General features: G+C 75.5%; 22 protein-coding genes. 12 read left to right on the top strand and 10 right to left on the bottom strand.

All coding sequences use genetic code 11. The features are described from left to right. Positions 1–39: 39 nt before the first annotated feature. On the bottom strand, positions 40–1,608 hold the full coding sequence (locus tag M8C11_RS27160) for a leucyl aminopeptidase (RefSeq protein WP_252454197.1): 1,569 nt from the start codon (positions 1,606–1,608) through the stop codon (positions 40–42). Between the two features lie 166 nt (positions 1,609–1,774). Here M8C11_RS27160 and gcvT point away from each other — a divergent pair, with 166 nt between their 5' ends. Then, positions 1,775–2,899 carry a glycine cleavage system aminomethyltransferase GcvT gene (gene gcvT, locus M8C11_RS27155; RefSeq protein ID WP_252454195.1) on the top strand — a complete coding sequence of 375 codons (1,125 nt, stop codon included), beginning with the start codon at positions 1,775–1,777 and terminating at the stop codon, positions 2,897–2,899. 10 nt (positions 2,900–2,909) lie between these two features. Here gcvT and M8C11_RS27150 read toward each other — a convergent pair whose 3' ends face one another. The 3 genes from M8C11_RS27150 to M8C11_RS27140 all read right to left on the bottom strand — a co-directional run bounded on the left by M8C11_RS27150 (position 2,910) and on the right by M8C11_RS27140 (position 7,002). Continuing rightward, positions 2,910–4,199: a DUF2314 domain-containing protein gene (locus tag M8C11_RS27150; protein WP_252454193.1), complete on the bottom strand. Its 1,290-nt coding sequence runs from the start codon at positions 4,197–4,199 to the stop codon at positions 2,910–2,912. 63 nt (positions 4,200–4,262) lie between these two features. Further along, the gene (gene cobS, locus M8C11_RS27145; protein ID WP_252454191.1) at positions 4,263–5,036 is read right to left on the bottom strand and encodes an adenosylcobinamide-GDP ribazoletransferase; all 774 of its coding nucleotides are present in this window, start codon (positions 5,034–5,036) and stop codon (positions 4,263–4,265) included. Next, a complete protein-coding gene (locus tag M8C11_RS27140; RefSeq protein ID WP_252454189.1) occupies positions 5,026–7,002 on the bottom strand; it encodes a bifunctional adenosylcobinamide kinase/adenosylcobinamide-phosphate guanylyltransferase in 1,977 nt (658 codons plus the stop codon). Before M8C11_RS27140 ends, cobS begins: the two co-directional genes overlap by 11 nt. Positions 7,003–7,271: 269 nt before the next feature. Here M8C11_RS27140 and M8C11_RS27135 point away from each other — a divergent pair, with 269 nt between their 5' ends. After that, positions 7,272–7,472, top strand: a complete 201-nt coding sequence (locus M8C11_RS27135) for a hypothetical protein (RefSeq protein WP_120568738.1) — start codon at positions 7,272–7,274, stop codon at positions 7,470–7,472. Continuing rightward, complete coding sequence (locus M8C11_RS27130; protein ID WP_252454187.1) at positions 7,469–8,263, top strand: site-2 protease family protein; 795 nt, start codon at positions 7,469–7,471, stop codon at positions 8,261–8,263. Before M8C11_RS27135 ends, M8C11_RS27130 begins: the two co-directional genes overlap by 4 nt. A gap of 51 nt (positions 8,264–8,314) precedes the next feature. Here M8C11_RS27130 and M8C11_RS27125 read toward each other — a convergent pair whose 3' ends face one another. Both M8C11_RS27125 and M8C11_RS27120 read right to left on the bottom strand, forming a co-directional pair. Beyond that, positions 8,315–9,313, bottom strand: a complete 999-nt coding sequence (locus M8C11_RS27125) for an aldo/keto reductase family protein (protein WP_252454186.1) — start codon at positions 9,311–9,313, stop codon at positions 8,315–8,317. Between the two features lie 110 nt (positions 9,314–9,423). Then, positions 9,424–11,109: a WG repeat-containing protein gene (locus tag M8C11_RS27120; protein WP_252454184.1), complete on the bottom strand. Its 1,686-nt coding sequence runs from the start codon at positions 11,107–11,109 to the stop codon at positions 9,424–9,426. Between the two features lie 82 nt (positions 11,110–11,191). On the opposite strand from M8C11_RS27120, the gene M8C11_RS27115 reads away from it, so the two are divergent. The 5 genes from M8C11_RS27115 to M8C11_RS27095 all read left to right on the top strand — a co-directional run bounded on the left by M8C11_RS27115 (position 11,192) and on the right by M8C11_RS27095 (position 18,537). Then, the gene (locus tag M8C11_RS27115) at positions 11,192–11,893 is read left to right on the top strand and encodes a hypothetical protein (RefSeq protein ID WP_252454182.1); all 702 of its coding nucleotides are present in this window, start codon (positions 11,192–11,194) and stop codon (positions 11,891–11,893) included. A gap of 1,110 nt (positions 11,894–13,003) precedes the next feature. Next, entirely contained in the window at positions 13,004–13,321 is a 318-nt protein-coding gene (locus M8C11_RS27110) for a hypothetical protein (protein WP_252454180.1), read from the top strand. Positions 13,322–15,900: 2,579 nt separating this feature from the next. After that, positions 15,901–16,752, top strand: coding sequence for an ABC-2 family transporter protein (locus M8C11_RS27105; protein WP_308212789.1), 852 nt, complete (start codon positions 15,901–15,903; stop codon positions 16,750–16,752). 1 nt (position 16,753) lies between these two features. Then, positions 16,754–17,554 (top strand): ABC transporter permease, encoded by an 801-nt coding sequence (locus M8C11_RS27100; RefSeq protein WP_030273041.1) that lies wholly within the window; start codon positions 16,754–16,756, stop codon positions 17,552–17,554. Continuing rightward, a complete protein-coding gene (locus M8C11_RS27095) occupies positions 17,551–18,537 on the top strand; it encodes an ATP-binding cassette domain-containing protein (protein ID WP_121683138.1) in 987 nt (328 codons plus the stop codon). Before M8C11_RS27100 ends, M8C11_RS27095 begins: the two co-directional genes overlap by 4 nt. Here the strand turns inward: M8C11_RS27095 and M8C11_RS27090 are convergent. Beyond that, positions 18,521–19,081 carry a helix-turn-helix domain-containing protein gene (locus tag M8C11_RS27090; protein ID WP_013287712.1) on the bottom strand — a complete coding sequence of 187 codons (561 nt, stop codon included), beginning with the start codon at positions 19,079–19,081 and terminating at the stop codon, positions 18,521–18,523. The two genes, M8C11_RS27095 and M8C11_RS27090, sit on opposite strands and share 17 nt — an antisense overlap. Before the next feature lie 67 nt (positions 19,082–19,148). On the opposite strand from M8C11_RS27090, the gene M8C11_RS27085 reads away from it, so the two are divergent. Both M8C11_RS27085 and M8C11_RS27080 read left to right on the top strand, forming a co-directional pair. Further along, the gene (locus tag M8C11_RS27085; RefSeq protein ID WP_252454176.1) at positions 19,149–19,970 is read left to right on the top strand and encodes an AzlC family ABC transporter permease; all 822 of its coding nucleotides are present in this window, start codon (positions 19,149–19,151) and stop codon (positions 19,968–19,970) included. Continuing rightward, positions 19,964–20,272, top strand: a complete 309-nt coding sequence (locus tag M8C11_RS27080; protein WP_091421090.1) for an AzlD domain-containing protein — start codon at positions 19,964–19,966, stop codon at positions 20,270–20,272. Before M8C11_RS27085 ends, M8C11_RS27080 begins: the two co-directional genes overlap by 7 nt. A gap of 117 nt (positions 20,273–20,389) precedes the next feature. Here the strand turns inward: M8C11_RS27080 and M8C11_RS27075 are convergent, their stop codons facing one another. From M8C11_RS27075 to nadA, 3 genes are all read right to left on the bottom strand, one after another. Then, positions 20,390–20,998: a DUF3043 domain-containing protein gene (locus tag M8C11_RS27075; RefSeq protein WP_252454174.1), complete on the bottom strand. Its 609-nt coding sequence runs from the start codon at positions 20,996–20,998 to the stop codon at positions 20,390–20,392. An 80-nt stretch (positions 20,999–21,078) separates the two neighbouring features. Next, positions 21,079–22,434 carry a UDP-N-acetylglucosamine 1-carboxyvinyltransferase gene (murA, locus tag M8C11_RS27070; RefSeq protein WP_120568748.1) on the bottom strand — a complete coding sequence of 452 codons (1,356 nt, stop codon included), beginning with the start codon at positions 22,432–22,434 and terminating at the stop codon, positions 21,079–21,081. A gap of 214 nt (positions 22,435–22,648) precedes the next feature. After that, positions 22,649–23,824, bottom strand: coding sequence for a quinolinate synthase NadA (gene nadA, locus M8C11_RS27065; RefSeq protein ID WP_252454172.1), 1,176 nt, complete (start codon positions 23,822–23,824; stop codon positions 22,649–22,651). Between the two features lie 43 nt (positions 23,825–23,867). On the opposite strand from nadA, the gene M8C11_RS27060 reads away from it, so the two are divergent. Together M8C11_RS27060 and erpA are read left to right on the top strand one after the other, a co-directional pair. After that, the gene (locus M8C11_RS27060) at positions 23,868–25,028 is read left to right on the top strand and encodes a glycerate kinase (protein ID WP_252454170.1); all 1,161 of its coding nucleotides are present in this window, start codon (positions 23,868–23,870) and stop codon (positions 25,026–25,028) included. A gap of 140 nt (positions 25,029–25,168) precedes the next feature. Beyond that, entirely contained in the window at positions 25,169–25,537 is a 369-nt protein-coding gene (gene erpA, locus M8C11_RS27055; RefSeq protein WP_120568749.1) for an iron-sulfur cluster insertion protein ErpA, read from the top strand. Positions 25,538–25,620: the final 83 nt, after the last annotated feature.

The raw sequence follows: 25,620 nt of genomic DNA, 5'->3' as shown, positions 1-25,620 counted from the left end.
CCCCCGGCAACGCCGGGAGCCCCTTGCCGCACGCGTCGGTCAGCCGTTGGCGGCGACGTCCTCGACCAGGTGCACGAGCGTACGCACCGGCACGCCGGTGCCGCCCTTGGTCCAGTAGCCGGTCGCCTCGCCCGAGTGGTAGCCCGGACCGGCGATGTCGATGTGCGCCCACGCCACGTCGTCGGTGACGAACTCGCGCAGGAACACCCCGCCCTGGAGCATGTGCCCGGCCCGGTCCATCCCGGCGTTGACCTGCGAGATGTCCGCGACCTCCGACTCCATGCCCTTGCGGACGTCGTCCGGCAGCGGCATCGGCCACGCCGGCTCACCGGTCGCGTCACCGGCCACCCGCACCCGCTCGCACAGCTCCGGGGTGCCCATCACACCGGCGATCCGCTTGCCCAGCGCGATCACCTGCCCGCCGGTCAGCGTGGAGGTCTCGAACAGGTAGTCCGCGCCGTCCGCGCAGGCCCGCGCCATCGCGTCGGCCAGCACCATCCGGCCCTCGGCGTCGGTGTTGAGCACCTCCACCTTCTTGCCGTTGAACATGCTGATCACGTCGCCCGGGCGGTAGCTGGTGCCCGACGGCATGTTCTCCGCCATCGGCAGGTAGCCGGTCACGGTCACCGACGGCTTGAGCGCCGCGACCGCCAGCATGGCCGCGCCGACCGCCGCCGCGCCGGCCATGTCCGACTTCATCTCCCACATGCCCTGCGCGGGCTTGATCGAGATGCCGCCGGTGTCGAACGTGATGCCCTTGCCGACCAGCGCGACCCGCTTGCCGTTGCCGCCACCGTCCGGCGTGTAGGTGAGCTTCACCAGCCGCGGCGGGGCCTCGGAGCCCTGGCCGACGGCGAGGATGCCGCCGTAACCACCGGCCGCCAGCGCAGCCTCGTCCAGCACCTCGACCTCCAGGCCCGCCTCGCGGGCGGCGGCGGAGACGACGTCGGCGAACGCCGGGGGACGCAGCTCGTTCGGCGCCGTGTTGACCCAGTCCCGGCTGGTCCGCACCGCACCGGCCACCGCCTGCGCCCGCGCGATCTCGGCCCGGGCGGTCGCGTCGGCCGCGTCCGGCACCGCCACCAGCACCTCGGCCACCGGCTCGCGCCGGGCCGGCTGCGGCTTGGTCTTGTAGCCGGCGAACCGGTAGCCGCCCAGCAGCGCGCCCTCGGCGACCGCGCGCAGCGCGGCCGGGGCGTCGGCGTCGTCGGGCAGCGGCAGGGCCAGGGCGACGCGCGGGGCGCCGGCCAGCGCCCGCACCGCGGCACCGGCGGCCCGCCGCAGCGACTCCGGGGCCGGAGCGGCGCCCGAGGGCTCCGGGCCGAGGCCGACGGCCACGACCAGCGGCGCGGTCACCGTGCCCAGCGTGGCCAGCTTGATCACCTCGCCCGGGCCACCGGTCGCGCCGAGCAGGGCCAGCGTCTCGGTCAGCTTTCCGTCGAACGCGGCGGCGATGCTCTCCCCGCCGGTCGCCAGCAGCAGGGCGTGGGCGGGTGCGCCGCTGCCCGGCTCGGTGGTCTGGCTGTGCACGCCGATCACGATCGCGTCGACGGCGAGTTCGGCGGGGTCGGTGTCGACCAGGCTGAGGGTGGTGCGGGGCGATGTCACGAAAGCTACTCCGGGCGGGCCGGGCCGGCCGCGTCGTCGCGTACCGGCGATGAAGGTGTCTCCGGCGGCAACCTACCCGCCGGGAGGCGTGGCTGTCCCGCCGATGCGTGCCGACGGGATCCCGCCGATGCTAACCACAGCGGGCCGGGCCGGTAAGTTGCCACCCATGACCGAGGTGACCTCCGACGCTGCCGAGACCCGGCTGCGCCGATCCCCGCTGCACGAGCGGCACACCGCGCTCGGCGCGAAGTTCGCCCCCTTCGGGGGCTGGCAGATGCCGCTGGAGTACGCCGGTGGCGGCGTGCTCAAGGAGCACACGGCCGTCCGCGAGGGCGTCGGCGTGTTCGACGTCTCGCACCTGGGCAAGATCCGGGTCACCGGGCCGGGCGCGGCGGACTTCGTCAACGCCTGCCTCACCAACGACCTCGGCCGGATCTCCCCCGGCCAGGCGCAGTACACGCTCTGCTGCGACGACGCCACCGGCGGCGTGGTGGACGACATCATCGCCTACCTGCACGCCGACGACCACGTCTTCCTGGTGCCCAACGCGGCCAACACCGCCGAGGTCGCCCGCCGCCTGCGCGCCGCCGCGCCCGAGGGCGTCACCGTCACCGACGAGCACGAGGCGTACGCGGTGCTCGCGGTCCAGGGTCCGCGCTCGGCGGAGCTGCTGGGCGCGCTCGGCCTGCCCACCGGCCACGACTACATGAGCTTCTCCACCGCCACGCTCGACGGGGTGGAGCTGACGGTGTGCCGCACCGGCTACACCGGCGAGCTGGGCTACGAGCTGGTCGTGGCGTCCGAGCACGCGGTCGCCGTCTGGGACGCGATCTTCGCCGCGGCCGACGACGTACGCGCCTGCGGCCTGGCCGCCCGGGACACGCTGCGCACCGAGATGGGCTACCCGCTGCACGGGCAGGACCTGTCCCCGGAGATCACCCCGGTGCAGGGCCGCTCCGGCTGGGCGGTGGGCTGGGACAAGGCGGCGTTCTGGGGTCGCGACGCGCTGCGCGCCGAGAAGGCCGCCGGCCCGGCCCGTACGCTGCGCGGCCTCACCGCCGTCGACCGGGCCATCCCGCGCCCCGGCATGGCCGTGTACGCGGGCGACCGGCAGGTCGGCACCGTCACCAGCGGCACGTTCAGCCCGACGCTCAAGCAGGGCGTCGCGCTGGCGCTTGTCGACACCGACCCGAAGCTGCCCGACGGCGAGGAGCTGGAGGTGGACATCCGTGGCCGCCGCGCCCGGATGCGCCTGACCAGGCCGCCGTTCGTCAAGCCCTCGGTGCGCTGAGCCGCGCGGGTCAGTGCTCGCCGCGCTCCCCGGCGTCGAGCACCGCCTGCGTCCAGCCGCCCTCCAGCACGCCGGTGCCGTCCAGCACCGCCCAGTCGACGACGTCCGACGCCTCCACCACCACCGGCGAGCCGATCCGCACGCTCGGGTCGGTGTTGGCGTCGCTGGCGCTGGCGCCGACGATCCGCTCCGGGGTGTCCCACGAGGTCACCCCGGCCCAGACGTACTCGGGGCCGTCGTCGCCGGGCAGGCCGTACTTGACCACGAGCTGGCTCTCCTCGGGCAGCCGCCCGGCCAGGAAACGGGCCCGGATGTCGCCCAGCGCGGCGCGGGCGGTCTCCACCGCGCGGCTCATCGCGTCACCGGTGCGGGTGTAGCGGACGTCCGGCTGGATGCCGTTGAACAGCGTCGCGCAGGCGGCGGCGAAGTAGCGGCCGGGCGGACCCGGGTGCCCGGGCGGCGGGTTCAGGCTCAGGAACGAGTCGGCGTCCGGGTCGGTGGCCGGGTCCAGTTCCAGCCGCAGCAGCACCGGCGCGGTCGCGCCGTGCTGCTCCGGATTGCCGTACGCCACGGCGATGTCGTGCCCGGTCACCGTGGCCAGCACCGGAAGCTGCACGAACGCCGGCACCTCCTCGCCGGCCAGCCCGTCGGTCCAGTCCCGCAGCAGCCGCCGGGCCGCGCCGGTCATCACCGCGCCCCACGCCCGGGTCAGGTGGTCCGGCACGCCCTGGGCCTGCAACTCCAGCAGCCCGAACCGGCGCAGCCCCTTCGTGGTGAACCAGAGCCCGTCGGAGTCCGAGGAGTAGGGCACCAGCACCCAGTCGACGAGCCGGATCCGGCCCTGCTCGTCCGGCAGCGAGCGCAGCGCCGCCGCCGGGTCGAGGAACTGGAGCCCGAAGACGTCCACCACGTCCCCGCCGACCGTCTCGGCGACCGCCGCGGCCACCGCGCGGGCGGCCCACTCGTGCGCGGGCGGCCAGCCCGGCCGGTATTCGGCCTGCACCACCACCAGGTGGGTGGCGGCGGCCAGCCGGGCCAGTTGCTCCTCGGTGGCGCCGAACGCGGTGAGCAGGTCCGGCGGCAGCTCGGGGAACTCGTCGACGGTACGGGTGTCCACCGTCATCAGCGGGCTGTCGAGCATCTGCCGGGCCAGCCCGTGCACCGGCTCGGCGAGCCGCCCGGCCAGCCCTTCCACGGCGGTCTTCGGGCTCACCTTGGGCAGCCCGGTGATCGGTACCAGGTACGTCGCGTCGAGCGACTCGGGCACCGGTACCGGCAGGAAGTCGTCCGTGATGAGCATGCCGTCCCCCTCGACCGCGCCGGTGCACTCGCCCCGAACGCTACCCGCCCGGACCGGTGACGCTCAGCCGGTCAGCACCAGTCCCAGGTAGGACAGCGTGGTGACGACCTCCACGAGCGCTCCGAGCACGTCGCCGGTGATGCCGCCGAAGCGGCGTACCAGGTGCCGGAGCAGCCCGGCCGCGACGGCGAGCGCGCCCAGCACGGCGAGCGGCCCCTGCCACGGACGGTCCGCCACCGCGGGCACGGCCGCCAGCGCGACGGCGACCGCGCCGAGCGCCAGCGCGCCCCACCCGACCGTGCCGGCGACGAGCGCGCCCAGGCCCTCCGGCCGGGCCGCCGGCACGCCGCGCCGGCAGGCCAGGCCGACGGCGAGCCGCCCGGCCGCGGTGGCCGCGACCACCGCGGCGAACGCGGCGAGGGCGTCCCGGCCGGCCAGCTCCGCGAGCACCGCGCTCTGGAGCAGGAGTACGACCACGAGCGCGACCACCCCGAACGGGCCGACGTCCGGCTGCTTCATGATCTCCAGCGCGGCCGGACCACGCCGGTAGGAGCCGAGCGCGTCCACGGTGTCGGCCAGCCCGTCCAGGTGCAGGCCCCGGGTGAGCAGCGCGCCCAGCCCCACGGTGACCACCGCGGCGACCAACGGTGGCGCGAGCGCGCCGGTGAGCAGCAGCACCCCGCCGAGTACGGCGCCGAGCAGCGCCCCGACCAGCGGGGCGAGCGCCATCGCGGTGCCGGCGGCGGCCCGGTCGACCCGGCCGGCGCGTACCGGGAGGGTGGTGAACGTGGTGAGCGCCAGCCGGATGCCGTCGGCGAGCCGCGCCTCAGTCGGCACGTCGGCCGGGGAAGACCGGCTCGTCGGCCCCGACGGTGGTCGGTCCCGGACCGGCCGGCTCCGGCTCGGCGAAGTCCGGTTCGTCCTCGGCCCGGCCGTCGTCGCCGCCGTCGTCGCCGATGCGGTCGCCGGTGCCGGTGCGCTCGCCGGTGTCGCCCTCGTCGTCGGGGCCGCCAAGCGACGGGTGCACCGGCAGCGTGGCGGCGAGCGTCAGCGCGGAGCGCAGCAGCGGCAGCGCGGCCAGCGCGGTCGCCCCCTCGCCCAGGTCGAGCCGCAGGTCCACCAGCGGGGTCAGGCCGAGCACGTCGGCGGCGAGCCGTACGCCCGGACGGCCGCCGTGGTCGGGCAGCAGGCACCAGTGCCGGGCCTGGCCGGCCAGGTCGCGGCTGACCATGGCGGCGGCGGTGCCGACCGGCCCGTCCAGCAGCACCGGCACCTTGCGGGCGGTGGCGCCCAGCAGGACGCCGGTGGCCAGCGCGATGTCGCCGCCGCCCAGCTCGGCCAGGACGTCCTTGGCCTCTCGGGCGGAGCGCCGGGTGCGGTGCAGCGCGTCCCGCACCGCCGCGCAGCGGACCATCCAGGCGGCGTCGTCGATCTCGCCCTGCTCGGTGACCACCCGGCCGAGCACCGTCGGCGGTTCCGCGCCCGCGGTGGCCGCGAGCACCGCGGCGGCGGCCGCCTCGGCACCCGCACCGCACGCGGCGAGCACCAGCAGCTGCACCCCCGCGTCGGCGGCCTGCTCGGCGAGCCGCCAGCCGTAGCGCAGCGCCGCCTCGACCTCGTCGGCGGACAGGGCCGGGCGCTCCTCCATCGGTGCCGAGGCGGGCGCCTCGACGATCTGGAGGCCGGCCCGGTTCTCGGCGGCCAGCCGGGCCAGCGCACCCCGGCCGGCGCGGGCCTGCCGGGCGCGGCGGGACGACTCGCCGGGCGTGGCGCCGGCCGACGCGCCGCCCTCGTGGTCGCCCTGGATCAGCAGTACGCGCACCGCGTCCCACGGACGCGGCGTCGCGGTGCCCTGGGTGGCGGCGGCGAAGCCGACCACCTGCTCCAGCACGCCGAGACCGGCGCCGGGGATGTCGAGGGTGGCGAGCCGGTCGACGGCCTGCGGCCCGGTGTAGTCGTCGGGCATCGGCAGTTCCATGCCCGGCTGGATCACCAGACCGGTGGCGATCATCGGCAGCGCCATCGTGGGTGCGGCCCAGTCGCCCGTACCGGGCTCGTCGGACGCGGCCCGGGCGGGCACCGGGGCGGCGGCCGGCGTGAGCACCTCGGGCAGCGTCACGTCCCCGGCGCCGAGGTCGGCCGGCACGGCCTGGGCCGGTGCGGCCTGGTGCGCGGCGGTCTGGGGCGTCGCGGCTCGGCTCGGTGCGGCCTCGGGCGACGTGGCGGCCGGCGGCACGGCGTGCGCGGGGGCCGGAGTGGTCGGCTTGAGCCACGCGGTCTGACCGGCCACCACGAGCGCGACCGCGTCGCAGGCGTCGGCGACCGCGCGGTTGGTCGCGCCGAGCGCGTCGGTGAACGCCCGGCCCAGCGGCGTGGTGGGCACCAGGGACAGGCCCACCTCGGGGCTGACCAGCACCAGCCGGGCCGTGCTGGAGCGCACCGCCGCGGCCAGCTCGGCGATCGTCGCGGTGTCGTCGGCCGGCTGGTGGGCCGGGTCGAGCAGCACCGTCACCCAGCCGCCCAGGTCGTCCACGAGCAGCGTCTCGTTCGGGCCGGCGGCGGCGATGACCTCGACCAGCCGGCCCGGGTTCGCCGCGGTCTCCTCGGTGGTCCAGCTCCCCGGCCGCCGGGCCCGGTGCGCCGCGAGGCGGGTCGCCCACTCGGTGTCCTCCGGGTCGCCGGCCGGGGCGGTGGCCACGTACCGGACCGTGGGCGCGTCGGCGACCAGTGACTCGGCGAACTCGGACTTGCCGGAGCGGATACCGCCGAGCACCAGGAGGGTGTGCCACCCGTCAACGGACATGCCCGTACCTTAGTTCGCCCGCCCGCGTTCCGGGCAGCTCGCCCCTCCTCGTCCTCTCCCCGTCCCGTCGCCGCGCCGATCTTGCGGTTGCGGCCCTCCGGATGCCGGGAATGACCGCTCTGCCGGGGCGGCAACCGCAAGATCGCGGGTGCGGGCCGGCGGTGCGGGTGGGCATGATCCATGTGGTGACGGGCCGTCGTCGGCGGGGCCGACTAGGCTTGCGGAGGTTTGGCGTCCCACGGGACGACGGCGGCGAGGGGAGACGCGGCATGGCGTGGAGCTGGCGGTACGAGGGCACGAACGGCGACGCGGTCGACGGACCCGCCGAATCGTTCACGAGCCAGGCGGACGCCGAGTCGTGGATCGGCCAGACCTGGCGGGAGCTCGCGGCATCCGGCGTCACCACAGTCGTGCTGGTCGAGGACGACCGGGTGGACTACCGGATGAGCCTGCAACCCCCGGCCGAATGACCAGTTACGACCGCCCGGGCGAACCGCTGATCCTCGGCGTGCCCCGGGCGGCGTTCCGGCCGAGCCCGATCTTCCTGGCCCTGGTCGCGCTCTTCGTCGCCTCCGGGGCGATGACCTGGAACCGGTACGGCAACGTCGGCTTCGACGTGTTCCTCTTCGTCGTCTCCGGCTGGCTGGTCTCGCTGTGCCTGCACGAGTACGCACACGCCGTGGTCGCGTACCGGTCCGGTGACCGGGACATCGCGCACCGGGGCTACCTCACGCTCAACCCGCTGAAGTACACCAGCCCGCTGCTGTCGATCGTGCTGCCGGTGGTCGTGGTGCTGCTCGGCGGCATCGGCCTGCCCGGCGGCGCGGTCTGGGTGGACCGGCACGCCATCCCCGGCCGGCTGCGGCACACGCTCGTCAGCCTCGCCGGGCCGGCCACGAACGTGCTGTTCACGCTGGTGCTGGTGGCAGCCGTGGCGTGGGGGCCGGAGCTGGGCGGGCCGCTGGAGTTCTGGGCCGGCGTCGGGCTGCTCGCGTTCCTCCAGCTCACCGCCAGCGTGCTCAACCTGCTGCCGGTGCCGGGCCTGGACGGCGGCAACATGCTCCAGCCCTGGCTCAGCCCCGCCTACCGGCGGATGTACGACCTGTTCGCCCCGTACGGCTTCATCCTGCTGTTCGCGCTGCTGTGGAGCCCGCAGATCAACCGGGCGTTCTTCGGCGCGGTCTTCGCCGTCGGCGACGCGCTCGGCCTGCCGCGCGAGCTGTACCAGATCGGCTACGCCCTGATCCGCTTCTGGGAGTAGCCACCCGGTCGTTCCCGGGCCGGTGCGAGCCGGCCCGGGAACGAGGCGACGTCACGGGCGCTGAGCCGGGCTCTCGGTCTTCGCCGGGTCCCGCTCGGTGACCGGCTCGACGATCTCGTCGATCGCCTTGAGCAGGTCGGCGTCGAGCTTCACGCCCGCCGCCTTCACGTTGTCGTGCACCTGGTCCGGCCGGGACGCGCCGACGATCGCCGAGGAGACGTTCGGGTTCTGCAGCACCCAGGCGACGGCGAGCTGCGCCATGGTCAGCCCGGCCTGCTCGGCCAGCGGCTTGAGCCGCTGCACGCGGGTGAGCACGTCGTCGGTCATGAACCGCGCGATGAACCCGGCGCCGGACTTCTCGTCCGTGGCGCGGGAGCCGGCGGGCGGCGGCTGGCCCGGCAGGTACTTGCCGGACAGCACACCCTGGGCCATCGGCGACCAGACGATCTGGCCGATGCCCAGCTCCTCGCTGGTGGGGATCACCTCGGTCTCGATGACCCGCCACAGCATCGAGTACTGCGGCTGGTTCGAGATCAGCGGGATGCGCAGCTCGCGGGCGAGCGCGTGCGCCTCGCGCAGCTGGGACGCCTTCCACTCGGAGACGCCGATGTAGTGCGCCTTGCCGGAGCGCACGACGTCGGCGAAGGCCTCCATCGTCTCCTCCAGCGGCGTGCTGTAGTCGTAGCGGTGGGCCTGGTAGAGGTCCACGTGGTCGGTCTGGAGGCGGCGCAGCGAGCCGTCGATCGACTCCATGATGTGCTTGCGGGACAGACCCCGGTCGTTGCGGCCCGGACCGGTCGGCCAGTAGACCTTGGTGAAGATCTCCAGCCCTTCGCGACGCTCGCCCTTGAGCGCGCGGCCGAGCACCGACTCGGCGCGGGTGCCCGCGTACACGTCGGCGGTGTCGAACGTGGTGATGCCGCTGTCGAGGGCGGCGCGGACGCACGCGACCGCCGCGTCCTCCTCGACCTGCGAGCCGTGGGTGATCCAGTTGCCGTACGAGATCTCGCTGACCATCAGGCCGGAGCGGCCCAGGTGACGGAATTCCATGCTCCCGACCCTAGACCCGCCCGGTCCCCGACGCCGTCCGGCGCTCCCCGCCCGGCGGCGTGGACGGCGCGGCCGGTCGCGGGCGGTCCGGACGACGTGCCGGGCGCGGGTCAGAGCACCGGGCTGGCGTCGGCGAGCAGCCGGTCGATCTCCGCGACCACCGCCGCGCGGCCCGGGTGCACCGGGTCGATCAGCGGCTCGCCGCGCCGGTCCAGCGCGCCCCACCGGCCCGACTCGGTGGCGACCAGGAACGCCACCGGATGCACCACCACCGTCGGGTACGCCGGTGTCACCACCACCCGCCCGGCCCGGTCCACCACGCCCCGGCGGCCGGCCAGCTCCACCACCGCCAGGCCGTCGGCGGTGAACCCGTCGACCTCCCGCCCGTCGGCGAGCGGCGTGCCGAGACGGTGGTAGCGGGTCGGCACCACCACCTCGCCGGTGAGGTCCACCGCGCCCCAGCCGCCGTTCTGCCGTACCGCCGCCAGGCCGTTGCGGAACGGCCGGGCCTCCTCGTACCCGGGCGGGATCTTCACGATGTTCATCCGGTCGACGGCCATCCACCGGCCCTTGCCGTCCATCGACACCCAGGACAGCCCTTCCGAGAAGGCCACCACCGACCGGTAGCCGTTGTTCGCCTCGATCAGCGCCGCGCCCGACGTGTCGATGAGCGCCCAACGGGACGCCTCCGGCCGGCGCACCCAGGCCAGTCCCTCGTGGAACGGCTGCGCCTCGGCGTACCGGTGCGCGATGACCATCTCGCCGTCGGCGTCCGCGTACCCCCAGAGCTGCTGCTCCTCGTCGAACGTCGCCACCGGCGGACGCGGGGTGCCGAGCACCTCCTCGGGCCGGCGCGGCGGCGGACCGAACCCGTCCGCGGCGGCCCGCTCCGCGACCGCGTCCAGCGCGACCTCGACCCGCGCGTTGAGCTGAGCGTCCTCGCCGTGACGCAGGTCCAGCGCCCGCTCGAAGTGCAGGCACGCCTCGGTCAGCCGGCCCTGGTCGTAGCAGCACCGCCCGGCGTGCTCGTGCAGCAGCGCGCGCAGCCGGTCCGGCAGCTCCGGCGAGTTCGCCTCCGCGAAGAGCCGGTCCGCCTCCGCGTGGTCACCCCGCCACCGCAGCGCCTCCGCGAGACGCGCGCGGGCCAGCGCGGTCCGCCGGAACTCGCCAGTGGCCTCCGCGTACGTGACGGCCAGCCGCGCGTCCCCGAGCGCGTCGTCCAGGTCACCGAGGATCCGGGACGCCACCGCGCGCAGGCTGAGCAGCCGGGCCCGGCTGCGGTTGTCGAGTGTGGTGTCCAGCTTGGCGGTCAGCCCGTCCCGGATCACCCGCAACTGCGCCGGGTCCGGGGCCTGCTCGCGCAGCGTGCGCGGATCCAGCTCCCAGCCGACCGCGGCGAGCGCCTGCTCCGGGTCCACCGGAGGCGGCGGCGCGGCGTCCGCCGCAGGTTCCGCGTCGTCGTCGGTTCCGGCTTCCTCCGGGGTACGCGGTTCCTGCGTGTCGTCGGCGCCGGCCGCGTTCGGTACGCCGCCGTCGGTGTCGGCCTGCGCCTGTCCCTGGTGCGCGTGTCGGTTGTGGTCGGCGTGCCCTGGCGCGTCGTCGAGGGTGTCGTTGTGGCTGGTGCCGGCGTGTCCTGGTCCGTCGTCGGCGGTGTCGCCGTGGTCGGTGCCGGCGTGCTGATGTTCGGCCGGTTCGGTGCTGCTGCCCTCGGTGCCGGTCGGGGTGCCGACGTGCGCGTCGGGTGTGCTGCCGGGGACGGCGATCCCCTCCGCGGTGGGCGAAGGCTGCGCGGGCATGGTGTCGGCCTGCTCGGCGTCGGCCGTCGTCTCGGCTCGCGCGGCATCGGCCGTCGTGCCGGGCCGCGGGGGAGCGGGCGGTGTGGAACCGGTGCGGTCGGCATCGGCGTTGCCGTCGGTCGCCGTCGGTTCCTCGGCCGTGTCCGCGGCAGTGGTCGCCCGCGCCGTCTCGTCGGCGGTGGTCTGCGGTGCCGCGCCGTCCTGGCGGACATCGGCGGTGCCGGAGGAGGCGACATCGTTCGGAGTGCGCTGCGGACCGGGGCCGGGCAGGCCGGATGCCGCCGCCACCGCGATGTGCGGCTCGGGATCAGCGGCCGACCTGTCGGTTTCGGTTGTGGGGGTGCCGGCCTCTGCGGTCGGCCGCTCGGCCGCCGGGATGATCGGCGTGTCCACGGATGCGGGCGGTGAGCCGGTGGTCGTTGCGGCCTCGGCCGATGCGCCCGCGGCGGATGCGGTGACGATCGATGCCGATGCCGATGCGGCTGCGGGTGCCGATGCGGGCGGGGGTGCTGGTGCTGTTGCGGGTGCCGGTGCCGGTGCCGGTGCCGGTGCCGGTGCCGGTGCAGTTGCCGGTGCCGGGGTCGGCGGTGTGTCGGAGGTGCTTGCCGGTTCGCTGGAGCTGGTGGGCGCGGGTGTGTTCGAGTCGGCGGCGGGGGCGGTGCCGGTGTTCGACACGGCCGACGTACCGCTCGCGGTGCCGGTGTTCGACACGGCCGCGCCACTTGTGACGTCCACTCTCGACATGGCCGACGTGCTGCTTGTGATGCCGCCGTCGAGTAGCTGAGTGGAGTCGGCTTGCAGGTCGGCGTCGCCGGTCGACGGGGCGGCCGGGAGCGGCAGGGCGGCACCGCCCGGCGGGGTGGCGGGGGATGGCGCGGCTGCCGGGGATGGCGCGGTGTCGGCGAGGGGCGCGGCCGAGTCTCCGGTGGACGCTCGTGCCGGACCGGCGTTCGATCCCGGCGTCTCCGCCACCGCTTCCGGAGCCTGCACCACGGCTGACGGTTCGTCGTGGACGGTGCGCATGGTCGGCAGCGGTGCACCGAGGGGAGCCGCCGAGGCCCCGACCGACGGCGCCCCACTGCGGTCGCCATCCGCCCGCTCGATCGAGTCGTCGCCGGCCGGAGATCTTGGTACGAAACGGCCCCCAGAGGGGCCGAAATCGTCCAAGATCTCTGGCGGCTCCGGGGTTTCTGCGGGCTGGGACTGGGCTGGCCGGAACCATGCCTCGGCACCGGGGGAGGGCGGAGGTGTCCTCTCCGCCGAGCGGCGGTTCTCCGACGGCTCGTCGCTCCGGTTCGTGGTCGCGTCGGCTCCGGCACGGTCCGAGCCCTGGGCGGGCCGAGCGGCCGCGTCCGGTCCGGGGCGGTCCGTGCCCTGCGTGGGCCGGACGGTCGCGTCCGTTCCGGGGCGGTCCGTGCCCTGGGCGGCCCGGGCGACGGCGTCGGCTTCGGGACGGTCCGTTTCGGGATGGTCCGTTGCCTGGGTGGGCCGGGCGGCCGCGTCGGCTTCGGGACGTCCGGCGTCCGTGTCCGGCGTCGGCCGGCTGCTCGCCTGGGATGTCGCGCCTGCGTCGGCGTCGCGACGGTCGGCCTCCGCGCCTGGGACGGGTCGGGTGCCGGTGGCTGGCACGGGTACGGCGCCCGTGTCCGTGCCGGAGCGGCTGGGCGTACCGGCCTGCGGCTCGACGGCGGACCGCTGCATAGCCTGCGCTTCCGGACCGGCAGGCTGCTCCGCCGGTTCGATCGGCGCGGTCGGCACGGTCGGCTGGGCAGGGACGGGGCCGGGATAGGCCGGCGGCGCGGGACGGGCCGACGCGGCCTGGGTCGGATCGACCGGATCGACCGGAGGCGGGCCCTGACGTTCTTCCGTCCGTCCCCGCGACGGCGTGGTGCGGGTGGACTCCTCGCTTCGCTCCGCCCGTCCGGTGCCGATCGGAGCCCGGGCACCGCTGCTGGGCGAGCCGACGACCGGCGTGGCCGAATCGGAGACCGGTGCGCCGGCAAGTGGCGTGCCCGAGGCGGGCCCGCCGGAGACGGGCGGGCCGGAGACGGGCGGGCCGGAGACGGGCGGGCCGGAGACGGGCGGGCCGGAGACGGGCCTGCGGGAGTCCGGCATACCCGAGACGGGTGCGCTGGTCACCGGGCTCGCGGAAGCGGGCACGCCGGACGTGGAAACCGAAGGCGTGCCGCCCGCGGGTACGCGGGGCGGCTGACCGGAAGGCGCGTCGCGCAGGTCCGGTGCCGGCATCCGCCGCTGCTCGTCCGCATCAGCAGGTGGCACGGGCCGCAGCGGGGCGTTGCCGGTCGACGGCGCCCCGTCGCCGGGACGTACGGGCGTGCGCGGTGCCGACAGTGAATCCGGCCTCGACGGGGCGGGACGGGGACGGTCGTCGGGCCGTACCGGCCACTGCTGCGGCCGGGAATCGGGACGCGCGGCGGCATCGTCCGGCCGGCGACGGTCCTGCTCCGGCTGCGCTCGGCCGGCCTCGGGACGGGACGGGGCGGTGTCCGGGCGGGACGGGGCGGTGGGCGGCCGGGTGGGGTGGGGCTGCGTACGCGGACCGGTGCCGTCGGGCTGTCCGCCCGCATTCGCAGGCCGGGCGTCGCGCGGGTCCGGGCGAACGAAACCGTCCCGCGGGTCGTCGGCGGGCGGCATCGGGTGCCGGGACGGTACCGGCCGATCCGCGGGCGGGCGGTGCCGCTCGTCGGGCCGGTGCGCGTCGGGTTCCGGCCGGGGGCGCGGCTCGACGATGGGCCACTCGCCCTGGTGCGGGCGGGGCCGGTCGGCCGGTGGGCGCTGCCAACGCTGGTCGGTGCCCGGCCGTGCTGGGGCGGTGGCTTGCGGGTCGGCCGGACGGTGTCGCTGTGCGCCGTACCGGTCGGGCTCGCCCTGCTGCGCGGGTCGCCCGTTCCCGGGTGCCCGGCGCTGGGTGTCCGGGTACGCGGCGGCCTCGCGACCCGGCGCACGGTCGTCCCACCGGCCACCCGCCGGTTCGCGCCGGTCGGCCGGGGGACGTGGGCCGGGCTCGCGCCAGCCGTCAGGGCCGGGTTCACGCCGTCCGTCGTGGCCCGGCCCGCCCCAGCCGGGATCACGCCGGCTCGGCTCGCCCCAGCCCGGCTCACGCCGAGCCGGGTCGCTCCAGCCGGCCGCGTTCCGCTCCGGCGGCGGCACGGCATCGTCGCGCCGGTCGACGCCGGGACCGCGCCGGCCCCGGCCGGGGTCGCTCGGTGACGGCTCCGGGAAGGGGCCACGGCGTCCGTCGGGCAGGGGTTCGCGGCGCCCGCCGGGGGAGTGGTCCCGGCGAGCATCGGGTGGCGTGCCCCATCGCTCGCCGGAAGCCGCCGGGCGACCGTCGGCCGGGGTGCGCCTGCCGTCCGCCGGGCGGTCGGGCCGGTGCGGGGCGGGGTGCGGGGTCTCGTTCGGCTCCGGCATCCAGCCCGGCTGGGCAGCCCGGCGCGGTGCGCCCTCGGGGTGTACCCAGCGTTGGTCGAGCCGCTCCGGCGGCGGACCGGGGCGGCCGGCCGGTCGGCGCTCGCCGCCGTCCCGACCGGGCAGGAGATCCCGGCGGCCGTCCGCGCCGGGGCTGTCGGGATGCCCGCGCCGCTCGTCCGGCCCCGCGGGGCGCCGTCCGCCGGGACCGGCGGCACCCGTCGGGTACGCCCCGCGCGAGGCCGCCGGCCCGTCCAGGTACGCGCCGCGTGGCCCGGCCGACCCGGCGGAGTGCCCGCCGCGTGGCCCTGTCGGTCCGTCCGGATACGCGCCACGCGGCCCTGTCGGTCCGTCCGGATGACCGTCGCGTGGGCCCGCCGTTCCGTCCGGGTGCGCGCCGCGTGGCCCGGCCGGGCTGGTCGGGTGTACGCCGGGCGGGAACGCGGGGCTGATCGGGTACGCCTCGCGGGGGGCGGCCGGGCTGGTCGGGTATGCGCCGTGTGGCCCGGCGGGGCTGACCGGGTACGCGTCCGGCGCACCGGCAGGGCCGGCGCGGTGCGCGTCACGCGGGCCCGCCGGGCTGACCGGGTCCGCCCAGCGTGGACCGGCGGGACTGGTCGGATGCGCCTCGCGTGGACCGGCACCGACGGGGTAGGCGCCGTGCGGGCCGGCGGGGCTGACGGGCTCACCGCCACGCGGGCCGACGGGTTCACCGCGACGCGGGCCGACCGGACCGACCCGCTCACCGCGACGCGGGCCGACCGGGCCGACGCCCTCACCGTCACGTGGACCGACGCGGTCACCGGTACGCGGACCCGCCGGACCGACGGGGTAGGTGCCGTGCGGGCCGGCGGGGCTGACGGGTTCACCGCGGCGCGGGTCGGCCGGACCGACCGGATGACCGGCGGCCGGGCTGACCGGGTGGGCGTCGCGAGGGCCCGCCGGACTCACCGGGCGCCCGCCCTCGTGCGCCGGGGGCCGGGGACCGGCGGGGCTCACCGGGTACGTGTCCGCGTCGGGCGCGGGGCTGACCGGGCGTACCTCGGCCCGGCCGACCACGGCGCGAGGACGCGGCGTCAGGTTCTCGATGCCGATGTCACCGGGGTAGCGCTGCCCGGGGAACTGCGGCTGCCACTCGTGGGTGGGCTCGGCGGCCCAGGCCGGTTCGGCCGGCTCGCGCCAGCTGCCCCAGCCACTCATCGGCAACCCCTCCCGCCGCTCGCGCGGGACGGCCCCGGGGCCGGCTCGCGTCGCTCGCTCACGGCGGTGTCACCTCATTGGAAATTCTCGCGCTGGGGCGCCGGACATGCCGGTACAGTCGCCCGGTCCAGCACGTCGTGGCTGCGGAAGGAGGGTAACGGCGTGGGCTCGGTCACCGCCACTGTGGCACCACCCACCGGCGCACACGTTACCCCATGGTTTCGGACATTCGGCGCGATCGCGGCGGCCGGGTTCCGTCGGCACGCGACCTACCGTCAGGCCGCCGTGGCGGGGTTGTGCACCAACACCGTGTTCGGTTTCCTGCGCTGCTACATCTTCCTCGCGGCGACGGGTGCGGCGGGCACGGTGGCCGGCTACGACCGGGCGCAGCTCGCCACGTTCGTCTGGGCCGGCCAGGGTCTGCTGGCGGTGATCGCGATCTGGGGCTGGACCGATCTGGCCGACCGGATCCGTACCGGCGAGGTGGCCGCCGACCTGCTGCGGCCGGTGCATCCGGTGACCAGCTACCTCGCCACCGACCTGGGCCGGGCCGGGTTCGCGTCGCTGGTCCGGCTGGTGCCGCCGCTGGTGGTCGGCCCGTTCTTCTTCGCCGTGTACGTGCCCCGGCACTGGGCCACGGTGCCGCTGTTCCTGCTCTCCGCGGTGCTCGCGGTGGTGGTCTGCTTCGGCTGCCGCTACCTGGTCAACGCCACCGCGTACTGGTTGCAGGACGTCCGGGGCCCGATGATCCTGTGGACGCTCGGCTCCGGCGTGCTGGCCGGGCTCTACTTCCCGCTCGGCTTCCTGCCCGGCCCGCTGGAGGCGGTTCTGCGGTACGCCACCCCGTTCCCCAGCATCCTCCAGGTGCCGCTGGACGTGCTCGTCGAGCGGGAGCCGATGTCCGTCGGTCTCACCCTGGTCGGGGTGCAGGCCGGCTGGGCGGTGCTGCTGCTGGCACTGTGCCGGCTGGTGCAGCGTCGCGCCGAGCGTCGTCTGGTGGTCCAGGGTGGCTGATCTGGCTGAGCTGCGGGCGTACCGGGCGCTGCTCGGTGCGCAGGCGCGCTCGCAGGCGGCGTACCGCACCTCGTTCGTGGTGGACCTGGTCGGCAACGTGGGCGCCACCGTGTTCGACGTGGTCACCGTCCTGGTGATCTTCGGCGTGACGCGGGAGCTGGGCGGTTTCACGCTGCGCGAGACGCTCGTCGTGGTCGGCCTGTCGTCGTGCGGCTTCGCCACCGCCGACCTGCTGGTCGGCAACATCGAACGGCTTCCCCGGTACGTGCGCACCGGCCTCTTCGACGCCGTGCTGGTGCGCCCGCTGGGGGCGCTGCCGCAACTGCTGCTGATGGACCTGCCGTTGCGCAAGCTGTCCCGGGCCGTGTTCGGGCTGGCAGTGCTGCTGTTCGCGCTCGTCTCGGCCGGCATCGACTGGACGCCGGGCCGGGTCGCGCTGGCGGTGGTCGCCCCGCTGGCTGCCGTGGTCTTCTTCGGCTCGGTCTTCGTGCTGACCGCCACGGTGTCGTTCTACTGGGTCGACTCCGGCGAACTGGCCAACGCGGTCACCTACGGCGGGCGCGACTTCACCTCGTACCCGGTCACCGTGTACGGCGGGTGGTTCCGCGCGCTGTTCGCGTACGGGATGGGGTTCGCCTTCGTCAGCTACCACCCGGCGCTGGCGCTGCTGGGCCGCGCCGACCCGCTCGGCCTGCCGCAGTGGGCGGGCTGGGCCGCGCCGGGCGTCGCGGTGGTCGCGGCGGCGCTGGCCGCCCTGGCCTGGCGCGTCGGGGTCCGCCACTACCGGAGTACGGGGTCATGAGCGTCATCGAGATGGACGGGCTGCGCAAGGAGTTCACGGTACGGGTGAAGGCCGGGCCGCTGCGGCGCGAGAAGCGGACGGTGACCGCCGTCGACGGGGTCGACCTGCGGGTGGAGCGCGGCGAGATGCTCGGCTACATCGGCCCGAACGGCGCCGGGAAGTCGACCACGCTGAAGATGCTCACCGGCGTGCTGACGCCGTCGGCGGGGCGGGCCCGGGTGTGCGGGCTGCGGCCGGTGGCCGACCGGACCCGGCTGGCGCTGCGGATCGGGGTGGTGTTCGGGCAGCGCTCGCAGCTGTGGTGGGACCTGCCGCTGCGGGACTCGTTCGACCTGCTGCGGCACGTCTACCGGGTGCCGGCCGGCGCGCACGCGGCCCGGCTGGCCCGCTGCCGGGACCTGCTCGACCTGGACGCGTTCCTGGACACCCCGGTCCGGCAGCTATCGCTGGGTCAGCGGATGCGCGGCGAGCTGACCGCGGCGCTGCTGCACGGCCCGGAGGTGCTGTTCCTGGACGAGCCGACGATCGGCCTGGACGTGGTGAGCAAGCAGGCGGTGCGCGGCTTCCTGGCCGAGCTGGGCCGGGCCGGGGACACCACGCTCGTGCTCACCACGCACGACCTGGCCGACATCGAACGGCTGTGCCGGCGGCTCGTGGTGATCGACCACGGGCGGGTGGTGCACGACGGGTCGATCGCCGAGCTGCACCGCCGGTACGGCTCGCGCCGGATGGTGGTCGCCGAGCTGGACGCGGCGCTGCCCGAGCCGCCGGTGCTGCCCGGCGCGCCGGTGCAGCGGGTGGAGGCGGACGGGCGGCGGCTGGTCTTCGCGCTGGAACGGGCGAGCGTCGCCGAGGTGGTGGCCGGGCTGGCCGGCCTGACCACGTTGCGGGACATCTCGATCGTGGAGCCGGACATCGAGGAGGTGGTGACCCGGCTCTACCGCGCCCCGGCCGGGCCGTCCGCCGTCACGGGTGCTCCATGACGAGTACGGCGAAGGTGCCGGGGGCCAGTGCCTCGTACCGGTGCGGGGTGTCGCCCGGGAAGGTGGCGTAGTCGCCGGGTTCCAGCTCGACCAGGTCGGTCTCGGGGCCGACGCGCATCCGCCCGGCGGCTACCACGACGTGCTCGACGCTGCGCGGGGTGTGCGCCTCGGCGAGCCGGACCGCGCCGGGTTCCAGCTCCATCACGTAGACGTCGCGGCGGGCGTGCGGCGCGCCGGCGGCGAGCAGGGTGGCCGAGAAGTCGGCGTGTTCGGACCGGATCCGGGGCCCCTGCCCGGCCCGTACCACCCGGACGGCGGCGGTGGGTGGTTCGACCAGGCGGCTGAACGGTACGTCCAGCGCCACGCCGAGTGCCCAGAGCGTCTCCACGCTGGGGTTGCCGGACCCGGACTCCAGCTGGGACAGGGTGGACTTGGCGATCCCGGCGCGGCGGGCCAGCTCGGTGAGCGACAGGCCCGCCCGCTCGCGTTCGCGGCGCAGCGCGGCGGCGATGGTGGCGAGTGGGGGAGCGGGGTCGATCGCCATCTGTTCGCTCCATCGGTCGGTTTGTTCGGTTTGACGAACCAGCGTGCTCCCGTTCAGGATAATGGACATGCGTACGGCATACCGAACGGGCGACGCCCGGGTGCTCCGCGACGTGGCCGCCATCGGCGCGGCGATGCTCGCCGTGGGCGCGTCGTTCGGCGCCGTGGCGGTGGCCGCCGGTCTGCCCGTGTGGGCCACACTCGCCATGTCCGCGTTCGTCTACGCCGGTGGCGCCCAGTTCATGGCCGTCGGGCTCGTCGTGGCCGGCAACCCGCTGGCGGCGGTGCTCGCCGGCCTGTTGCTCAACGCCCGGCACCTCCCGTTCGGCCTGGCCCTCGGCGGTGCGCTCGGCACCCGGCGCGCGCAGCGGCTGCTCGGCAGCCACCTGATGACCGACGAGGCGACCGCGTTCGCGCTGGCCCGCCCGGCCGGGCCGCAACGGCGCCGGGCGTTCTGGCTCGCCGGGGTGCTGCTGTTCCTGGCCTGGAACGCCGGCACCGCGCTCGGCGTGCTCGCCGGCGGCGCGGCCGGTGACCCGGCCGCCCTGGGACTCGACGCCGCGTTCCCCGCCGGGCTGGCCGCCCTGCTGCTGCCCAGCCTGCGCGACCGGGAGACCCGCCGGGTGGCGCTTCTCGGCGCCGGCCTGGCAGTGCTGGCGACCCCGCTGCTGCCGGCCGGGCTGCCGGTGCTGCTCGCGCTCGCCGCGCTGGCCCTGCCCCTGCTGGCCCGCCGCCGTCCACCCGCCGCGCCGCCCGGCCCGGGCGTCGCGTCCGCCGGCGGGTCCGGCGTGCCGTCCGGCCCGGACGCCGCACCGGGCGGCGGTCCGGTCGCCGTGCCGGACGCGCCCGCTGATGGTCGGAGTGTGCGGGCCGGGGAGGTCTCGTGCTGATCGCCGTGATCCTCGCGCTGGCCGCCGGCACCTACGGCTTCCGCGTCGCCGGGGTGCTGCTGCGGGACCGGCTCGACCTGCCCGAGTGGGCCCGTCACCTGCTGCCGGTCGGCGCCGCGACGTTGCTGGCCGCGCTCGCCGCCACCGCGGCGCTCACCGAGGCCGGCGGTTTCGCCGGATACGCCCGGCCCGCCGGTGTGCTCGTCGGCCTGCTGCTGGCCTGGCGCCGGGCGCCGTTCGTGCTGGTCGTGGTCGCGGCCGCGGCCACCACCGCGGTGCTGCGCCTGCTCGGCGTGGCCTGAGCGCGGCGTCGGCGCGGCCCGCAGGGGGCGTCGCGCGGCGGCCCGGGCCGCGCCCGGCAAGACATCGGCCCCTCACCGCCGAAGCGGGGAGGGGCCGATCGGTCCGGGTCGCCCCGGTCAGACCTTGTCGCCGATGTTCACCCGGGGCGCGGGCGCGCGCATCCGGCGGAACGTGATCGACCGCATGATCGCGTAGAAGTAGAGCGAGCCGAGCTTCTCGGTGCTCTTCGGGAAGCGCTCGCGGACCAGCCGCTTGATCTTCCGGGAGATCAGCACCGAGTCGATCAGCACGCCGAGCGCCAGCGCGCCCCACAGCACGTTCGACAGCAGCCGCACGATCGGCGGCATGGCCTGGTTGGAGCCGAACAGCACGATCAGCGCGCCGCCGAAGAACCAGGTGCCGATCGTCCGCCGGGAGTCGACCACGTTGCGGGCCAGCAGCCGCGCCGGGCCCCGGTCACGCGGGCCGCCCTCGCGGCGGAACTCGGCGGCGGCCTCGGCGCGGGCGGCGCGGCGCTGCGCGCGGGCCTCCTCCTTGGTCAGCGGCTTGGCCGGCGCGGTCGGCCGGCGGCCGGCGACCGGGCGCTTCGGCGTGAGCTGCCCGAGTTCCTTCTTGCTGGGCGTGTAGCCCCGAGGGCGGGCGGCGGCGGGCTCCTCGTCGGTCGTCACAGTGGTGACGGACTCCTCGACGAGGTCGGCGGACTTGCGGCGAAACAGCGACGGCACGCGGCAAGGGTAGCCAACCGGCCGCGCCCGGTGCACATCACGGGTGCACCGGGCGCGACCGGACGAGTGAAGCGGGACGGTCAGGGACGCTCGACGTGCGCGCCGAGGTCGGCCAGCTTGGCCTCGAAGTCCTCGTAGCCACGGTTGATCAGGTCCACGCCGTACACCCGGGAGGTGCCCTCGGCGGCGAGCGCCGCGATCAGGTGGCTGAACCCGGCCCGCAGGTCCGGGATGACCAGGTCGGCCGCGTGCAGCTTGCTCGGCCCGGCGATCACCGCGGAGTGCTTGAAGTTGCGCCGGCCGAAGCGGCACGGGGTGCCGCCGAGGCAGTCCCGGTAGACCTGGATGTTGGCGCCCATCGTGTTCAGCGCCTCGGTGTAGCCGAGCCGCTGCTCGTAGACCGTCTCGTGGACGATCGACAGGCCCCGGGCCTGGGTGAGCGCGACCACCAGCGGCTGCTGCCAGTCGGTCATGAAACCGGGGTGCACGTCGGTCTCCAGCGCCACCGCGTTCAGCTCGCCGCCCGGGTGCCAGAACCGGATGCCGCCCTCCTGGCCGGGGCTGCCGCCGCGCGGCGGGCGCAGGTCGGTGACCTCGTACTCGCCGCCGACCGACCGGAAGATGTTCAGGAAGGTCATCATGTCGGCCTGCTGGGCGCCCAGCACCTCGACGTGACCGCGGGTGGCCAGCGCCGCCGCCGCCCAGCTGGCCGCCTCGATCCGGTCCGGGATCGGCCGGTGGGTGTAGCCGTGCAGCTTCTTGACGCCCTGGATCTCGATCACCCGGTCGGTGTGCACCTTGATGATCGCGCCCATCTTCTGCAGCACGCAGATGAGGTCGATGATCTCCGGCTCGACCGCCGCGTTGCGCAGCTCGGTGACGCCCTCGGCCATCACCGCGGTGAGCAGCACCTGCTCGGTGGCGCCCACGCTCGGGTACGGCAGCGCGAACTTCGTGCCGTGCAGCCCGTTGGGCGCGGACAGGTGCAGCCCCTCCGGGGTCTTCTCGACGGTTGCGCCGAACTCGCGCAGCGCCTGGAGGTGGAAGTCGATCGGGCGCGGGCCGATGTGGCAGCCGCCCAGGTCGGGGATGAAGGCGTGGCCGAGCCGGTGCAGCAGCGGGCCGCAGAACAGGATCGGGATCCGGCTGGACCCGGCGTGCACGTTGATCTGGTCGGTGCTGGCGCTCTCGACGTTGGTGGGGTCGAAGACGAGCTCGCCTTCCTCGTCGCCGTCGCTGACCTTGACGCCGTGCAGGCCGAGCAGACCGCGGACCACCTCGACGTCACGGATACGCGGCACGTCGAACAGCCGGCTGGGTGTGTCGCCCAGCAGGGCGGCCACCATCGCCTTGGACACCAGGTTCTTCGCGCCGCGCACGCGGATCCGCCCTTCAAGCGGAGTGCCTCCGTGTACGACCAGGACGTCGTCGGTCAACGCAACCTCCAGCGCGTTGGGTGCTGCCGTGTCTAGTGATGGGTGCACGAAGTTCATCGCTACCCGGAACGCGGTCATGGGAAAACGGGCCGCGTGTGTCGTCGCCCCGGCAGCATAGCCCTCCGTGACGGGAATGGAATCGGTCACATCGCCAGCGAGGGCACGAACCGGGGTGTCCGGTGCGTTTCCGTGCCAGTGGGGTCACCGACGGTGATCAGGCTCCCGGGAGGGCGAGCATCTGGTCCAGCGCGGACCGGGCGTGTCGGGCGGTGTCCGGGTCGACGGTGATCTGGTTGACCACACGCCCGGCGACCAGCTCCTCCAGCGCCCAGACCAGGTGCGGCAGGTCGATCCGGTTCATCGTCGAGCAGTAGCAGACCGCCCGGTCGAGGAACATGATCTGCTTGTCCGGGTGGGCCAGCGCGAGCCGGCGTACCAGGTTCAGCTCGGTGCCCACCGCCCACGCCGAGCCGGCCGGGGCCGCCTCGATCGCCTTGATGATGAACTCGGTCGAGCCGACCAGGTCGGCGGCGTTCACCACCTCGTGGCGGCACTCCGGGTGCACCAGCACGTTCACGCCCGGCACCCGCTCGCGTACGTCGTTGACGCTGTCGAGCGTGAAGCGGCCGTGCACCGAGCAGTGCCCCCGCCACAGGATCATCTTCGCGTCGCGCAGCTGCGCCGGGGTCAGCCCGCCGTTCGGCTTGTGCGGGTCGTAGAGCACGCAGTCGTCGAGCGAGAAGCCCATCTCCAGCACCGCGGTGTTGCGGCCGAGGTGCTGGTCGGGCAGGAACAGCACCTTGCGGCCCTGCTCGAAGGCCCAGTCCAGGGCCCGCTTGGCGTTCGACGAGGTGCAGACCACACCGCCGTTGCGGCCGACGAAGCCCTTGATGTCGGCCGAGGAGTTCATGTACGTCACCGGCACGGTCTCGGCCGCGATGCCCAGGTCGGTGAGCGTGTCCCACGCGGCCTCGACCTGCGACAGCACCGCCATGTCGGCCATCGAGCAGCCGGCGGCGAGGTCGGGCAGGATCACCTTCTGCGCGTCCGAGGTGAGGATGTCCGCGCTCTCGGCCATGAAGTGCACGCCGCAGAAGACGATGTACTCCGCGTCCGGGCGGGCCGCCGCCTCCCGGGCCAGCTTGAACGAGTCGCCCGTCACGTCGGCGAACTGGATCACCTCGTCGCGCTGGTAGTGGTGGCCCAGGACGAACACCTTCGTGCCGAGCGCGGCCTTCGCGGCGGCGGCGCGGGCCACCAGGTCGGGGTCGCTCGGCGCGGGGAGATCACCCGGACACTCCACGCCACGCTCGGTGGCGGGGTCGCTGCCACGGCCGAGGAGCAGCAGCGCCGTGGCGGTGTTGGACGGCTCAACCCAGGTCGAAGTCACGCCCCCATGGTCCCACAGCGCGACCACGGCGCAGCCGTCCCCGATGTGGCCTGCCACACTGCTGCGCATGCGCGTGCTGCTCTGTCCGGACAAGTTCGCCGGCACGCTGCCGGCCCCCGAGGTGGCCGCTGCGGTGGCCGACGGCTGGCGTGACGTCGCCCCCGGCGACGAGCTGCTGGTCCGGCCCCTCGCCGACGGCGGGCCGGGGTTCGTCGACGTGCTCGCCGGGGCGCTGGGCGGACGCCGGGTGCCGGTGCCCACGGTCGATCCGCTCGGTCGCCCGGCCGCCGGTGAGATCCTGCTCACCGACGACGGCACCGCGTACCTGGAGAGCGCGCAGGCGTGCGGGCTGCACCTGCTCACCGCCGCCGAACGCGATCCGAAGGCGACCACCTCGTACGGGCTGGGGCTGCTCGTGGCCGCCGCGGTCGAGGCGGGCGCGCGCACGGTGGTGGTGGGGCTGGGCGGCTCGGCCACCAACGACGGCGGCGCCGGGATGCTCGTCCCGCTGGGCGTCACGCCGCTGGACGGCGCCGGCCGGGCCCTGCCGTACGGCGGCGCGGCGCTCGCCGGGGTGGCCGCGCTCGACGGGGAGCCCCGGCTGCGCGGCGCGACGCTCGTCGCCGCCACCGACGTGGACAACCCGCTGCTCGGGCTGCACGGCGCGAGCAGCGTCTTCGGCCCGCAGAAGGGCGCCGACCGGGCCGACGTGCTGTTGCTGGACGCCGCGCTGACCCGCTGGGCGGAGGTGCTGACGGAGCTGCTGCCCGGCTGCCCGTCCGGGCTGGGCGCGCTGCCCGGCGGCGGCGCCGCCGGCGGCCTCGGCGCGGCGGTGCTGGCGCTCGGCGGCCGGTGCGAGTCCGGCATCGGGCTGGTCACCCGCGCGGTGGGGCTGGACGCCGCGCTCGACGCGGCCGACCTGGTGATCACCGGTGAGGGCTCGTTCGACCACCAGTCGCTGCGCGGCAAGGTGGTCGCCGGCGTGGCCGGCGCGGCCCGGGACCGGGGCGTGCCCTGCGTGGTGCTGGCGGGACGGGTGAGCACCGGGCGGCGGGAGGCGGCAGCGGCCGGTGTCACCGAGGCGCACAGCCTGGTCGAGCACTTCGGCGGCGAGGAGCACGGGGGAGTGGACGCGGCGATGACCCGTCCGGCCGAGGGGCTGCGCGCGCTCGGCGCCCGCCTGGCGCGGCAGTGGAGCCGCTGACCGGTTCCGCTGGTCACGCCGCCGGGTGGTGACGCCGGAGGCGGCGTACGATCGAAAGACGGACCACACCGGGAATCACTGGCGGACGTGCGGCGTTGGCCAGGACGTCCGGACCTCATACCGCGCAGGGAGACTTCCACGTGACCACGCCAGCGCAGACCGAGTCGACCGAGGCCAAGGCCCCCAGCACCGTCGTCCTCACCGACGTCGCGGCGCAGAAGGTCAAGGCCCTGATCGAGCAGGAGGGCCGCGACGACCTGCGGCTCCGGGTCGCCGTGCAGCCGGGTGGCTGCTCCGGCCTGCGGTACCAGCTGTTCTTCGACGAGCGCTCGCTCGACGGTGACGTCGTCACCGACTACGACGGTGTCGAGGTCGTCGTCGACCGGATGAGCGCCCCCTACCTGGCCGGCGCCACCATCGACTTCGCCGACCGGATCGACGCCCAGGGCTTCACCATCGACAACCCCAACGCGGGCAGCTCCTGCGCCTGCGGCGACTCCTTCAGCTGAGTCGACGGACCGACCGGAAGCGGGGGGGGGCCCCCGGGGGGGGGGCCCCCCCCCGCCGGCCGGGCGGACTCCGTCGAGCGGGC

Source organism: Micromonospora sp. CPM1, assembly GCF_023896895.1.
Classification (GTDB): domain Bacteria; phylum Actinomycetota; class Actinomycetes; order Mycobacteriales; family Micromonosporaceae; genus Micromonospora; species Micromonospora tulbaghiae.
Note: the sequence above shows the minus strand (reverse complement) of the source record. Positions and strands in the feature narration are given on the sequence as shown.